This is a genomic window from Oceanobacillus iheyensis HTE831, from assembly GCF_000011245.1.
Taxonomy (GTDB): domain Bacteria; phylum Bacillota; class Bacilli; order Bacillales; family Amphibacillaceae; genus Oceanobacillus; species Oceanobacillus iheyensis.
Map to the genome: position 1 here is coordinate 1,612,707 of NC_004193.1, position 15,032 is coordinate 1,627,738.

A 15,032-nucleotide genomic window follows, 5' to 3' on the forward strand; every position below is an offset into this window, starting at 1 on the left:
AAGTTAGGAGAGAGTTGTATGAAAGCGCGAGATATATCCGTCCTTCTGGGAGTTATATTAGTAATTATCATGTTAGTGATTCCGCTGCCAGGAGCACTTCTTAGCTTTTTTATATTAATTAATATTATCTTAGCGCTAATCGTTATTTTAGTTGCAATGAATACGACCGAGCCATTGCAATTTGGAGTATTTCCAACATTAATCTTACTGTTAACTTTATTTCGACTTGCGTTAAATGTATCTACAACTAGATCGATACTCTCTGAAGCAGAAGCTGGTGGAGTCGTTGATACATTTGGAACGTTTGTTATTGGAGATAATCCTTTTGTTGGTTTTGTTGTATTTATCATATTAGTAATTATTAATTTCTTAGTTATTACAAAAGGTTCTGAGCGAGTTTCTGAAGTGGCTGCAAGATTTTCTCTTGATGCGATGCCAGGAAAGCAAATGAGTGTTGATGCTGATTTAAATGCTGGCCTGATTTCCGAAGCGCAAGCAAAAGAACGTCGTGAAAAAATTGAAAGAGAAGCAGATTTCCATGGCTCTATGGATGGAGCTAGTAAATTTGTGAAAGGGGACGCCATTGCTGGAATTATAATCGTCATCATCAATATATTATTTGGCTTAATTATTGGGATGGTGCAAATGGGAATGTCCATGGATGAGGCAGTAAACACTTTTATGAGATTAACGGTAGGTGATGGTTTAGTAAGTCAGATTCCCGCACTTTTAATTTCTACTGCCACAGGTATTGTAGTTACACGTTCTGCAGGTAGCAATAACTTAAGTGCTGATGTTATGGATCAATTATTACAGTTCCCTAAGTTACTTTATATCGCAGGAGGTACTATCTTCCTCTTAGGACTAACCCCGATTAATTTCTTCTTAACCACAAGCTTGGCAGCGATTTTAATATTAGGTGGATATTGGATGCAAAACCGAGCGACGAAGGAGGAAGAGCCAACTGTTGAAGAGGAAGAAGAAACGGAATCTACCGCTTTAAAACAACCAGAAAATGTCGTTAGTTTATTGAATATGGACCCTATCGAGTTTGAATTTGGTTATGGGTTGATTCCACTTGCTGACACAGCTCAAGGTGGGGATTTACTTGATCGTGTAATTATGATTCGTCGTCAACTAGCCATTGAGTTAGGTTTAGTTATCCCGGTAGTACGAATTAGAGATAATATTCAATTAAACCCTAATGAATACCGATTAAAAATCAAGGGTAATGAAGTTGCTAATGGAGAATTAATGTTAGATCACTATCTAGCAATGACTCCAGACTTTGGCGAAGAAGAAATAGACGGAATTGACACGAAGGAACCGGCTTTTGGATTACCTGCAAAGTGGATTAATGAGGATGTAAAGGATGAGGCGGAATTATCTGGCTTCACAGTGGTTGATCCACCTTCTGTAGTGTCTACACATATTACAGAAGTAATTAAACGTCATGCACATCAATTATTAGGTAGAGAAGAAACAAAACAATTAATTGACCACTTGAAAGAAAGTAATCCAATTTTAGTAGAAGAAGTTACACCAGAACCATTATCTACAGGTGATATACAAAAAGTACTTGCAAAACTTCTACGTGAAAGTGTCTCGATTCGTAATTTACCGATCATTTTTGAGACATTAGCTGATTTTTCTAAAATGACGAATGATACAGAATTACTTGGGGAATACGTGAGGCAATCACTATCTGCTCAGATTACGAAAAACTACGCTCAAGAAAATAATCAAATGAAAGTGATAACTGTATCAGGAAAGGTAGAAAAAACCATCGCTGATAACATTCAGCAAACGGAACATGGGAATTTTTTGTCTTTAGATCCAGAAACACAGCAACAAATTATAAAGACCATTCATGCGGAAGCAGAAAAATTATCATTACAAGAAGAAACAACCATTCTTATATGCTCGCCCGCTATAAGAATGTACTTAAAACAGTTACTAGACCGATTTTTACCTCAAGTCGTTGTGCTATCGTACAATGAACTCGAACCAACTGTTGAAGTTCAAAGTGTAGGGGTGGTGAATATAGCATGAAAATAAAAAAATATACAGCACCAACAATGCCAGAAGTGATGAAAGAAGTAAGGAAAGATTTTGGAACGGACGCAGTAATTTTACAATCAAAAGAAGTTAAAAAGGGCGGTTTACTTGGGATGTTTAAAAAGACATTCATTGAAGTTGTAGCTGGAGTTGATCCAGAACCAGTAAATAGTAAATCAATTCCTAGAGAGAAACAGATTACAGAATATAATCAAGATAATCATAATAGAAAAACAAAAGATGAAAATCCACTTCGGGAAGAGATACTAAATATACAGCGATTGATTGAAGCACAAGGAAGACAAAGTAATCATGAATTTACACCCATTTATCAATTAGCTTATGAGCATCTCATAGCACAAGAAATATCACCAACCATTGCGGAACAATTAATTAAAGAGGTAAGAGATGATGAAACGAATCAAGATGAGTATCATAACTTAGAGTCGATTTTAATTAACGTAAAACAATTAATTGTTAACAGACTAGAACAAGTGGATATCGGATTTACTTATGATCATCGAATTATTCAATTTGTAGGACCGACCGGAGTTGGAAAAACGACAACTATCGCAAAAATTGCAGCGAAACTTTATTTAGAAGAAAAAAAGAAAGTTGCATTTATTACGCTAGATACTTATCGTATCGCCGCAGTAGATCAGTTAAAGACATATGCGAAGATATTACACATCCCAGTAGAGGTCGCTTATAGTAAGGAAGATTACCGAAAAGCAGTAGAGAAGTTTTCTTCTTTTGACGTAATTTTAGTAGATACTGCAGGCAGGAATTATCGAGATAATCAGTATTTGAACGAAATTCAAGAATGGCCGAGTTCTCTTAAAGTGACTAATTATTTAGTGCTGTCGATGACCTCAAAGCCTAAAGATATGTTAGATATCTTTCAGCGGTTTCAATTACTCGGTATTCATGGTGTAGTCTTTACAAAATTAGATGAGACGGAACAATACGGGAACCTATTAAACATTAGTTGGAACAATAAAATAAGAATTGGTTATATGACAAATGGACAAGATGTTCCCGAAGATGTTATACAACCATCTGCCGAAGAAATTTCACATTTAATTTTGAGTGATAATGATGAAAGTTGATCAAGCACAAGGGCTGCGTCAAAAACTAAATCATTCCGTTCGTCAAGCAAAAACGATAGCTGTAGTCAGTGGTAAGGGAGGCGTAGGGAAATCAAATTTTGTGGTTAATTTTTCTCTACAACTAACAAAGCGAAATAAAAAAGTATTAATCTTAGATTTAGATATTGGAATGGGTAACATTGATATTTTAATAGGGAATCGTTCTACTTACTCTATTGTTGATTTACTCAAAAACGATATATCGCTTAATCGTTTAATAGAAGAGGATTCAAATGGGTTACATTATATTGCAGGTGGTTCGAGTTTAAACCATTTATTTAAATTAACGGACCTCCAAAGAAACAGGTTTTATGAAGCTTTTGAGACGCTTGTACATCAGTATGATTATATATTTTTTGACATGGGAGCAGGAGCTACCGAAGAGTCTTTATTTTTCACGCTGTCTGCTGATGAATGTATTGTTATCACAACACCAGAGCCGACATCCATTACAGATGCATATGGAATGGTAAAGCATATTGTATCCAGAAATGATCAACTTCCTATTTATGCAATATTAAATAGATGGAATAAAAAGAGCGATGGCATAGCCTTATTAAAAAAATTCCAAAATGTAATCCAACAATTTTTATCAGTGGAAGTAAAAACTCTTGGAGTTATTCCAGATGATGCATTCGTCGTAAAGGGAGTTACAGCGCAGCAGCCTTATTCTGAGCTTTACCCAAAGGCAAAAGCCTCAAAAGCCATAACACAACTAGCAGAGGTTTACTTAAAAGAAAGAAATATGATTGATTCCGTAAATACAAGCTTTCTAGGTAGGTTAAAGAACTGGATGGAAGGGTGACCTTATGAGAAAAGTTCGGGCAATAGTAATTGATGACTCCGCATTTATGAGGAAAATAATTTCCGATATTTTAGATAACGACCCAAGAATTGAAGTGGTAGCTGTTGCCCGAAACGGTGAAGATGGACTAAATAAAGTCATACAGCTATCACCGGATGTGGTAACCCTTGATGTGCATATGCCAAAAATGGATGGCATGCAAGCATTACAACGAATTATGAATGAACACCCCGTTCCTGTAGTAATGTTATCCAGTGTTACGAAAGCAGGAGCAGAAAAAACAATTCAAGCCATTTCAAATGGCGCTGTAGACTTTATCATGAAGCCCTCAGGTTCGATTTCATTAGATATTCGAAATGTAGAGGACGAAATTCGAAAAAAGGTTATATTGGCTTCTACGGTTAGGGTGAAATCTACCCAAGAAGCGTCCGAGGAAGATTTTCAATCGACAAGGACCGTTCCTACTATAAATAGAGAAAAAAAGTATCGAAGAAGTATAGTTTCTATCGGTACTTCTACGGGCGGACCGAAAGCATTACAAAAGGTTTTAACAGAATTGCCTAAAGATATACAAGCTCCAATCGTTATTGTACAGCATATGCCACCTGGCTTTACAAAATCATTAGCTGATCGATTAAATTCCATTTGTGCCATTTCAGTTAAAGAAGCGGTTCACGGAGAAATATTGCAATCTGGTACTGCTTATATTGCACCAGGAGGTTTTCATATGCAGGTGGAGAATGTAGGTATGTCCTTAGCAATAGCGTTAGATAAATCTCCTCCATTAAAAGGGCATCGGCCATCTGTAAATAAACTTTTTAGTTCTCTTCAACATATTAAAAATTACAATAAGATTACGTGCATTTTAACGGGAATGGGAAACGATGGAACGGATGGTCTACAGCAATTAAGGTTAAATGAGGGGTCTACGATATCTTTGGCAGAATCAGCAGATACTGCCATTGTATATGGAATGCCAAAAGCTGCAGTAAATGCAGGGTTAATCGATTATGAAATGTCTTTACATGAAATACCTAGTTTGATAGTAAAACAATTAACATAAAAATTTTAGGAGGTACTGGTCATGGTACAAGAAATGATAAAGAGCCAAAAAATGATTGTTTTTGATTTAGAAGGTGGGGAATATGCACTTCCAGTTGAGTGGATTGGTTCTATAGAAAGTATGATGCCGATTACTCGAATACCGCACAAAGAAGATTATGTAAAAGGAGTTATCAATCTTCGAGGAGTCGTTATCCCAGTTATTGATTTACGTTTAAGGTTAGAAAGAACGAAAACAGATATTAACGAAGACAAGCGAATTATCATTTCAAGAGTTGGTGACCAAGAAGTAGGATTAATTGTTGATGAGGCAAATGATGTAATTGATATTCCAGAAAACATTATCGAAGATGCTCCAGAAGTTATTGATTCGGTGAAACCGGAATATATAAGCGGAGTAGCGAAAGTAGATGAACGATTATTAATTTTACTAGATATGCATCACATCTTATCACTAAACTCAGAAGATTCAACCTGGATGGAAGAAGAGGATGAATAGAAAAAAATTAAATGAAGACCAGCGTGACTTGTTAAGAGAAATTGGCAATATTGGTGCGGGTAATGCTGCCACTGCTTTATCTCAGTTGCTGAATCAAAAGGTTGATATGAAAGTACCAAAGGTAAATGTAGTAGGTTTTGATGAAGTGATGGATTTGATTGGTGGTCCAGAAAAGACAATAGTTGGGTTAATGTTTCGTATTAATGGCGACATTCCTGGGACAGTATATGTAATTTTACAAATTGAAGAAGCAGAATATCTAGTACGTAAATTGACAAATAATCCTGATTATTCCTTGTTTGATAATAATGAAAATCAAGAAATCGCCATATCTGCATTAAGTGAGATTGGCAATATATTGACAGGGAATTATTTATCAGCTCTTTCTGATTTTACTACCATGAATATTCAACCTTCTGTCCCTTACTTAGGTATCGATATGGCTGGGGCTATTTTGACAGTAGGTTTGATTGAAATCTCACACACAAATGATTATGTAATTATTATTGATACAGAAATGCATCAAGATGATAAAAAGTTTGAAAAAATCAGTGGGAATTTTCTATTTATACCGGATCCAGAATCATTCCGTAAATTATTTACAAAGTTAGGGATTGACTATAATGACTAGTATTGAAACAACTGTTGTAAAAGTAGGTATTGCTGATTTGAAAATCATTCAATTTCCCCAATTGATTCGTACTTCAGGATTGGGATCTTGTGTGGGCACAGTTATATATGATGATAAAAAAGAGATTGCTGGACTATCGCATGTATTACTACCTTATTCACAACAAGGGAAACAAGCAAATACAAATCCTTATAAATATGCAGATACAGCTATTTCTTATCTATACAATGAACTTTTAAAACGAGGAGCAAATCAATCTTCATTAAAGGCTAAATTAGCCGGGGGAGCTCAAATGTTTCAACTACGTACGGGTTCTGATTTGATGAGAATTGGACCGAGAAATGTAGAATCCGTAGAACTTGCATTAGCTGAATTTGGTATACCGATTGTAAGCAAGGATGTTGGGGGTAACCTAGGGAGAACAATTGAATTTGATCCTAGATCAAAATTACTTGCTGTTCGTAAAATAAATCAAGAAGTAATAATGATTTAAATTCAGAATTAAGAATAGAAAGGGGAGCTCCAAAGTGAATATGACAAATTCTCCTCTGGAACAAAAGTTATGGGACAAATGGAAAAATCATCAAGATGGGGAAGCGGCCAATCAATTGATTAATAATTATATGTATCTTGTTAACTATCATACTGAGAGAATAGCAAGTCACCTTCCGAATAATGTAGTGAAAGATGATATTAGAAGTTTTGGAATTCTCGGTCTATATGATGCTCTTAAGAAATTTGATCCTTCCAGAGATTTGAAATTTGATACGTATGCTTCTTTTCGAATAAAAGGTTCTATTATGGATGGTTTAAGAAAAGAAGATTGGTTACCTCGATCTATACGAGAAAAAACAAAAAAAGTTGAACAAGCAATGGAAGAATATGAACAAAGCTATCAAAGGGAAGCAAATTCATCAGAGATTGCTAATCTAACAGGAATGACAACTGAAGAAGTAGAAACTACGATGAAAGATGCGTTATTTAGTAATATTTTATCTATTGAAGAAAAACCAAAAGGTAACTCCGATCAATTAAAGGAAGGCATTGGGTATTCGATATCAGATGAAAGAGCTATATTACCAGAAAACCATATTGTTAATGAAGAATTAAAAGAAGAGCTTATCCAAGGTATCAAACTATTGAATGAAAAAGAGCAATTGGTGGTCAGTCTGTTTTATAATGAAGAACTTACATTTACTGAAATTGGCCAGGTGGTTGGCTTAACCACGTCGAGAATCTCTCAAATTCACAAACGATCTATCTTTAAATTGAAAAAAACGTTAGAAAAAGTCCAAGCCATGTAGTTGCTTGTACATAAGCGATAAAGGGGTAAGAGGGATGAAAGTAGATAATCCGTGGAGAATTTATACGAGTAAAGACAAAATGGCAGCCTATATAGAAATAGAGAAAGAGGCATTTCTAGAAGAAGATGCAGTGTTAATTCACGAATCAATTGAAAAACAACTTCATGATCAAGGAATAGTACATGGTATCAAGGACAGTAAACTGACTAGCATCGATTTATCCGTTAATGAACCTATTCTAATTGCAGAAGGTAAAAAACCAATAAATGGTGAGGATGGGAGATTGGAAATTCTTGCTAATCTAGACACTTCTATTAATAGAAGGGACCATTGGGATTATCGAGAAGTTATGCGAATACCTAATGTGACAAAAGGTCAACTGCTTGCCAAATTAATCCTACCTAAACAAGGCATAGATGGACTAGATGTTACCGGAAGAGTTCTAAAAGCAAAAGATGGAAAACCCAAAAAGGTACGAGCTGGTAAAAATGTGGTTTGGAAAGAAGATGTCCATTCTTTTTTTGCCGCTAGTGATGGGCAAATTAGTATAAATAATCAGCAAATTCAAGTATTACCTGTATTTAAGGTAAATGAATCTATATCCATGAAGACGGGGAATTTGGATTTTGTCGGTAATATTGAAATACATGGAGATGTACCTTCTGGCTTTGAGATGAAGGCTGAAGGAGATATACGTATACATGGCGTGGTTGAAGGTGCAAAAATAATAGCTGGTGGATCTGTCTTTATTATGGAAGGAATAGCCGGAAAAAATATTGGGAGTATCCAGGCTGGCAATGATATTATCCTTGGTTATTGTAATCATTCCTTTATTCAGGCGGGGAATGATCTATATGTAGAAAAGTCCATTCTTCATAGTGATTGTACAGTAATTGGACATGTGTATTGTAAATTAGGGAATATAATAGGTGGATCGGTATCTGCAGGGAAAACAATGGAAGCGAAAGACATCGGAAATCGATTAGGAATAAAAACGGAAATTGCATTTGGAATTAACAAGAATGAATACGAAAAGGAAAAACAATTAATTTATCAAAAGAACAAGTTAGAAGAAGATGCTAAGAAAATAAAGAGTCTTGGGCAGCGATTACGTAATGGAAGTGCAGAAAATAATCAGAAGTTGCGTTTATCATTGTTACGCCAACGCAATTTATTAAAACAAACAGAGGAAGAGATCCATTTAATTGATCAATCTTTACTCGTAATTCAATCGACGATTGGTTCTGAACATGAAGCGTCTTTAATCGTCCGTAACTTTATTCATCCTAATGTCATTATTTCTTTTGGAAAGTATAAGAGAATTATTAAAAGTGCGCATCACTTTGTTAAAATAAAAGTATCAAAGAATGAAATTGATATTATTCCTTTATTTGAATAGCTAGGGAGATGCTTGTATGAGTTGGAAATCAATTGAAATGCAGGTAGCGTTACCGCGAGTCCAAGATGCAGGGAAATTACAAAATCAAATCGATAAACAAGGACAATATTTTCAAGAAGCCCAAGCGCATTTACAGGAGAAAAAACAAGTACGGAAAAGTAAAAAAGTAAATGAATTGGATCATGCATACAAAGTAGATCCAGACAAAAAAGGTAACCAACAGAATAAAGATGAAAACAAGGAAGAAGATCAAGAGTCAGAGCATCCTTATTTAGGGAGCAATATAGATTATAATGGATAGTTAAGGGGTGAATTATGTCTTCACTATTATGGATTGTCAGTTTTCTTTTACATATGATTGCCTTACTAGCAATTTACAAATTATTACAACAAGTTCAACATTTAAAGCAACAATCTATCTCTGAATCGAATATGGATTCAAAATTAAAACAATACATAGAAGAAATCAAGCAAGAGAATAGAAGTCTAGAAGCTTATATGTATAAAGGACGCACTAATCAAAAGCAACAAGATGATTATATTCACGAAGAAAGTGAAGAAACAAAGATAGTCGATCCACAGACGGTACAACAGGATGACCAATCAAAAGAGGACTACTGGAGTGAAGATGCAGAAGATACAGTAGAAGCATCATTAGATGCAAGGGTATTACAACTGTATAATCAAGGTAAATCAATTGACGAAATTGCAAGTGAATTGAAATGCGGTAAAACAGAAGCGGAGATTATTATAAAGCTCCACCAAAAAAATATGTAAAATAACTTGCTTCACTATTCATGTTGTGATATAGTAACTTTTGGTGTAAATAGTCTAGTCATGAACGATTAGAACAAAAAAACACACGTATGGTGATTTGTAGAATTGGTGCTGATGCAGAATCAGTGTTTCTATAAAGAAGATCCATACGGAGGAAAAAAACCATTAGGAGGAATGTAACATGGCAGCAATTTCAATGAAACAATTGCTAGAAGCTGGTGTACATTTTGGACACCAAACTCGTCGTTGGAACCCGAAAATGAAGAAATATATCTTCACGGAGCGTAACGGCATTTACATCATCGACTTACAAAAAACAGTTAAAAAAGTGGATGAAGCATATAACTACGTAAAGGAAATCGCATCAAACGGCGGTACAATTCTTTTCGTTGGTACAAAAAAACAAGCACAAGATTCTGTGCGTGATGAAGCAATCCGTTCAGGTATGTATTTTGTGAATCAACGTTGGTTAGGTGGAACATTAACAAACTTCCAAACTATCCGCAAACGTATTAATCGATTGAAATCCATTGAAAAAATGGAAGAAGACGGTACATTCGAAGTACTACCTAAAAAAGAAGTTGTAAACTTATTAAAAGAAAAAGAACGTTTAGTGAAATTCCTTGGTGGAATTAAAGAAATGAACAAGCTTCCTGATGCATTATTTGTAATCGACCCTCGTAAAGAGCGTATTGCAATTGCTGAAGCTCATAAACTAAACATTCCAATCATCGGTATTGTAGATACAAACTGTGATCCAGATGAAATTGACTACGTAATTCCAGCTAATGACGACGCTATCCGCGCCGTGAAGCTTTTGACTTCCAAAATGGCAGATGCTATCTTAGAAGTGAAACAAGGGGAAGAAACAGAAGTAGTTGAAGAAGAAGCAAATGAAGCTGTTGCTGAAGAAGAAGCAGCTGAAGAAGTTTCAACTCAAGAGTAATCATTGAAAAGGTGAGGGTGATAAGAGGATTGAAGCCTTTTATCACCCTTTTTTAAAAGAAACTAATTATTGAATCTAAGGAGGATCATACATGGCTATTACTGCACAAATGGTTAAAGAATTACGTGAAAAAACTGGTGCTGGAATGATGGATTGTAAAAAAGCACTACAAGAAACGAATGGTGATATTGAACAGGCAATTGATTTTCTTCGTGAAAAAGGAATGGCGAAAGCTGCGAAAAAAGCAGATCGTGTAGCAGCAGAAGGATTAACTCATATTGAGGTTGAAGGTAATAAAGCTGCAATAATTGAAGTTAATTGTGAAACTGACTTTGTTACAAAAAACGATCAGTTCAAACAATTGTTAAGTGAGCTTGGTAAGCATATTGTTGCAAATGAACCAGCGACAGTTGAAGAAGCTCTTCAACAAAAACTTCATGGAGATGGAGAAACAGTTGAATCTGTAATCACAAACGCAGTTGCAAAAATTGGTGAGAAAATTTCCTTACGTCGTTTTGAAGTACTAGAAAAAACTGATAACGATGCATTTGGTGCTTACTTGCACATGGGTGGTACTATTGGTGTACTATCATTGTTAGAAGGTACTACAGATGAACAAGTTGGAAAAGATATCGCTATGCACGTTGCAGCAGTAAATCCTCGTTATGTAACTCGTGATGAAGTTGCTGAAGAAGAAGTGAATCGTGAACGTGAAGTGTTGAAAACACAAGCATTAAATGAAGGTAAACCAGAGAATATTGTTGAGAAAATGGTTGAAGGTCGTCTTGGTAAATTCTTTGAAGACATCGTATTATTAGAACAAAGCTTCGTTAAAGATCCAGACCAAAAAGTGAAAAAATATGTAGCTGATAAAGGTGCGGCTGTAAAAACATTTGTTCGTTATGAAGTAGGCGAAGGAATGGAAAAACGCGAAGAAAACTTCGCTGAAGAAGTAATGAGTCAAATTAAAAAATAGTTGCAACAAATTAGGGGACATTAATTTGTTCCCTATTTTGGCAAGTAAAGGATATATTTTTTCTTGCTATATGATTATTACCGAATACTTTTATCGTTTGGTTGGTTGATAAACCGATTTTAAAAAGTTGAAATCATATATATAGTAAAAACTTTTCTCTGGAGGTTATTATGACGACAGCACGTTACAATAGAGTTGTGTTAAAATTAAGTGGAGAAGCTTTAAGTGGTGATCAAGGATATGGAATCGACCCAAAAGTAATCCAATCCATTTCAAAGCAAGTAAAAGAGGTTGCTGACCTTGGTGTTGAAGTAGCCATTGTTGTAGGTGGAGGTAATATTTGGAGAGGTAAAGTCGGTAGTGAGATGGGAATGGATCGTGCATCTGCTGATTATATGGGGATGCTTGCTACGATTATGAACTCTCTTGCATTACAAGATGGCTTAGAAACAATTGATGTTGAGACAAGAGTACAGACGTCCATTGAGATGAGACAAGTAGCAGAACCTTACATAAGAAGAAAAGCTATTCGCCATCTAGAGAAGAAACGTGTTGTCATTTTTGCAGCAGGAACGGGTAATCCATATTTCTCTACAGACACTACTGCCGCATTAAGAGCAGCTGAAATTGAAGCTGAAGTAATTTTAATGGCAAAGAATAATGTTGATGGAGTATACACTGATGACCCTAAGTTAAACAAGTCAGCTAAGAAATACGAATCGTTAACATATCTTGAGATGTTAAATGAAGGATTAGGTGTAATGGATTCAACAGCATCTTCATTATGTATGGATAATAACATTCCATTAATTGTATTCTCAATTATGGAAGAAGGAAACATTAAACGGGTCGTTCAAGGTGAGACGATCGGAACTACAATAAGGGGGAAATAAAAATGTCAGCTTCTGAATTAAAAGAAATGGAACAAAAGATGGAACAAGCGGTACAAGCTCTTTCTAAGAATTTAGCTTCCGTAAGAGCAGGACGTGCTAACCCAAGTATTTTAGATAGTGTATTTGTAGATTATTATGGTGCTTCTACACCTTTAAACCAATTAGCATCAGTTGGAGCTCCTGAAGCAAGACTTCTAACGATTACACCATATGATAAGTCTGCAATCGGTGATATCGAAAAAGCAATTCAAAAAGCAGACCTCGGCCTATCTCCTTCCAGTGATGGTAATATTATTCGAATTAACATTCCAGCTCTTACGCAAGAACGACGTAAAGACCTTGTTAAAGTGGTTGGAAAGTACTCAGAAGAAGCAAAAGTTCAAATTCGTAATATCCGTCGAGATACAAACGACCAGTTGAAAAAAATGGAGAAAAATGGTGACTTAACAGAAGATGATCTTCGAGGATTCCAAGATGATGTTCAAACTTCTACGAATGACTATATTAATAAAATTGATCAATTAGCTAAAAATAAAGAAAATGAAATTATGGAAGTTTAATTACATTCTCTAATCAGTTCTTTAATGGTTTATCGTTGCTGATTACAGAGGATTTCCATTAAATGTACTGCATTTTGTAAATTATTATTTAAAAATCGATTTTCTAGATGACAGTTTTCTTCTTACGTAGTAAGATGCCATTAAGCCCTCTTATTAAAGGGGGCTTTTGTATTCTGCAAGAAATATCGTTATAATTAGGTAAATGAAAAAGTCATTTACAATATTTAATTGGCATGGTCATGCCTTTCATACCTTTTTCTTCAAGTTAGAAAGAAAGGTTTGTGAATTAACAACCATTCGGGGGACGGATTATGTCTATCAAAATTCCTTTTTTATCAAAACAAGTAAAAGAAACGGAACTAGAAGATTGGGATAACATACCCAGTCATATTGCTATCATAATGGATGGAAACGGTCGTTGGGCACAAAAACGAGGGTTACCTAGGATTGCTGGACACAGAGAAGGCGTCTCTACTGTTAATCGAATCGTCAAAACCGCTGTCAATGCAAATGTAAAAGTATTAACACTTTACACATTTTCAACAGAGAACTGGAAACGGCCAAAATCTGAAGTGGATTTTATTTTAAAATTACCAAAAGAGTTCCTGCATGTATATTTACCAGGTTTAATAGAAAATAATGTTCGTGTACAAACAATTGGTGATTTTAATGCAGTACCTAAGCATACACAGGATGCGATAGAATATGCAATGGAGAAAACAAAGGACAACGATGGTTTAGTACTTAATTTTGCGCTAAACTATGGAAGTAGGTATGAAATCATACATGCAGTAAAACAAATAGTGCAAAAAACAAAAGCATCTGAACTAGACGTAGAACAATTGGATGAAAGCTATTTTGAAAAACATCTATTTACGAATGGTTTATCTGATCCAGATTTATTAATTCGTACTGGAGGAGAGTACCGTTTAAGTAACTTTATGCTTTGGCAGCTTGCTTATACGGAATTTTGGTTTACGGAAAAGCTCTGGCCGGAATTTGATGAAGATACATTTCATCAAGCGTTGATGGAATATCAACAACGAAAAAGGAGATACGGAGGTATATAAGGTGATGATTTCTTAATGAAACAAAGAACAATTACAGCATTACTTGCACTATTAATCTTTGTCCCATTCATCCTTATCGGTGGACTTCCATTTATGGTATTGATCTATCTGCTTGCTACAATTGGTTTGTTGGAGCTTTTACGGATGAGGCATATAGGAAACTACCTATTCCCTTATATTTTATCGGTTTGTTTAGTTTGGCTAATACTATTACCGACTTATTATGGTGCAGTATTTAATTGGTTTTCAAGATATGAGCTGATTGCCTTATTAATCCTGATATTTTTAGCTTATACCGTGTTAGTGAAGAATCGATTTACATTTGATCATGTCGGTTTTGTGATTTTAGCAGCATTCTATGTAGGTCTTGGATTTTATTATTTATTGGAAACTCGAAATGGAGATAATGCATTAAATAATATTTTATTTGCTTTCTTCATTGTTTGGGCAACAGATACAGGAGCTTACCTGTTTGGCAGAAAATGGGGAAAACGGAAGCTCTGGCCAACCATTAGTCCTAAAAAAACAATTGAAGGGGCATTAGGTGGAATACTAATAGCTTGTATCGTAGCTACTGTATTTCATTTGATTTCACCATTTGATCACACATGGTTAATTGTAATTATTGTTACCATTCTGGCATCGATTTTTGGCCAAATTGGTGATTTGGTTGAGTCTGCATTTAAACGTAATTATGATGTAAAGGATTCAGGGAAAATCCTACCTGGTCATGGTGGCATTTTAGACCGGTTTGATAGTATGTTATTTGTATTTCCGTTATTACATTTTATACATTTTTTCTAAATTAATTTAGACGATTTCCGTCGAAAAGGTTAATCTTAACCTATTGGTGAATATAATTAACGGAGAGCTTGTATACTTAATTCAAATGCCTGCTCCACTA

17 protein-coding genes are annotated in these 15,032 nt (G+C 35.1%); all 17 read left to right on the forward strand.

From position 1 onward, the window contains the following. Positions 1-18 precede the first annotated feature (18 nt). The 17 genes from flhA (at position 19) to OB_RS08235 (ending at position 14,932) form a co-directional block, all read left to right on the forward strand. Entirely contained in the window at positions 19-2,052 is a 2,034-nt protein-coding gene (flhA, locus tag OB_RS08155; protein ID WP_011065975.1) for a flagellar biosynthesis protein FlhA, read from the forward strand. Beyond that, complete coding sequence (flhF, locus tag OB_RS08160) at positions 2,049-3,167, forward strand: flagellar biosynthesis protein FlhF (RefSeq protein WP_011065976.1); 1,119 nt, start codon at positions 2,049-2,051, stop codon at positions 3,165-3,167. The genes flhA and flhF overlap by 4 nt, the downstream gene beginning before the upstream one ends. After that, entirely contained in the window at positions 3,154-4,011 is an 858-nt protein-coding gene (locus tag OB_RS08165) for a MinD/ParA family protein (RefSeq protein WP_231847007.1), read from the forward strand. Before flhF ends, OB_RS08165 begins: the two co-directional genes overlap by 14 nt. Positions 4,012-4,015: 4 nt before the next feature. After that, on the forward strand, positions 4,016-5,074 hold the full coding sequence (locus OB_RS08170; protein WP_011065978.1) for a protein-glutamate methylesterase/protein-glutamine glutaminase: 1,059 nt from the start codon (positions 4,016-4,018) through the stop codon (positions 5,072-5,074). A gap of 21 nt (positions 5,075-5,095) precedes the next feature. Continuing rightward, entirely contained in the window at positions 5,096-5,572 is a 477-nt protein-coding gene (locus OB_RS08175; RefSeq protein ID WP_011065979.1) for a chemotaxis protein CheW, read from the forward strand. Further along, positions 5,565-6,203, forward strand: coding sequence for a chemotaxis protein CheC (locus tag OB_RS08180; protein WP_011065980.1), 639 nt, complete (start codon positions 5,565-5,567; stop codon positions 6,201-6,203). Before OB_RS08175 ends, OB_RS08180 begins: the two co-directional genes overlap by 8 nt. Beyond that, positions 6,196-6,696, forward strand: a complete 501-nt coding sequence (locus OB_RS08185) for a chemotaxis protein CheD (protein WP_011065981.1) — start codon at positions 6,196-6,198, stop codon at positions 6,694-6,696. Before OB_RS08180 ends, OB_RS08185 begins: the two co-directional genes overlap by 8 nt. Before the next feature lie 34 nt (positions 6,697-6,730). After that, positions 6,731-7,507 (forward strand): FliA/WhiG family RNA polymerase sigma factor, encoded by a 777-nt coding sequence (locus OB_RS08190; protein WP_011065982.1) that lies wholly within the window; start codon positions 6,731-6,733, stop codon positions 7,505-7,507. A 34-nt stretch (positions 7,508-7,541) separates the two neighbouring features. Beyond that, positions 7,542-8,906 (forward strand): DUF342 domain-containing protein, encoded by a 1,365-nt coding sequence (locus OB_RS08195; RefSeq protein WP_011065983.1) that lies wholly within the window; start codon positions 7,542-7,544, stop codon positions 8,904-8,906. Between the two features lie 16 nt (positions 8,907-8,922). Continuing rightward, positions 8,923-9,207 carry a hypothetical protein gene (locus OB_RS08200; RefSeq protein WP_011065984.1) on the forward strand — a complete coding sequence of 95 codons (285 nt, stop codon included), beginning with the start codon at positions 8,923-8,925 and terminating at the stop codon, positions 9,205-9,207. Between the two features lie 14 nt (positions 9,208-9,221). Then, the gene (locus tag OB_RS08205) at positions 9,222-9,683 is read left to right on the forward strand and encodes a DUF6115 domain-containing protein (RefSeq protein WP_011065985.1); all 462 of its coding nucleotides are present in this window, start codon (positions 9,222-9,224) and stop codon (positions 9,681-9,683) included. 181 nt (positions 9,684-9,864) lie between these two features. Then, positions 9,865-10,629 carry a 30S ribosomal protein S2 gene (gene rpsB, locus OB_RS08210; RefSeq protein WP_011065986.1) on the forward strand — a complete coding sequence of 255 codons (765 nt, stop codon included), beginning with the start codon at positions 9,865-9,867 and terminating at the stop codon, positions 10,627-10,629. 91 nt (positions 10,630-10,720) lie between these two features. Continuing rightward, complete coding sequence (gene tsf, locus OB_RS08215; RefSeq protein WP_011065987.1) at positions 10,721-11,605, forward strand: translation elongation factor Ts; 885 nt, start codon at positions 10,721-10,723, stop codon at positions 11,603-11,605. A gap of 170 nt (positions 11,606-11,775) precedes the next feature. Next, positions 11,776-12,498: a UMP kinase gene (pyrH, locus tag OB_RS08220; RefSeq protein ID WP_011065988.1), complete on the forward strand. Its 723-nt coding sequence runs from the start codon at positions 11,776-11,778 to the stop codon at positions 12,496-12,498. Positions 12,499-12,500: 2 nt separating this feature from the next. Beyond that, positions 12,501-13,058: a ribosome recycling factor gene (gene frr / locus OB_RS08225; RefSeq protein WP_011065989.1), complete on the forward strand. Its 558-nt coding sequence runs from the start codon at positions 12,501-12,503 to the stop codon at positions 13,056-13,058. A 311-nt stretch (positions 13,059-13,369) separates the two neighbouring features. Beyond that, on the forward strand, positions 13,370-14,128 hold the full coding sequence (locus tag OB_RS08230) for an isoprenyl transferase (protein WP_011065990.1): 759 nt from the start codon (positions 13,370-13,372) through the stop codon (positions 14,126-14,128). A gap of 15 nt (positions 14,129-14,143) precedes the next feature. Then, a complete protein-coding gene (locus OB_RS08235) occupies positions 14,144-14,932 on the forward strand; it encodes a phosphatidate cytidylyltransferase (protein WP_011065991.1) in 789 nt (262 codons plus the stop codon). Positions 14,933-15,032: the final 100 nt, after the last annotated feature.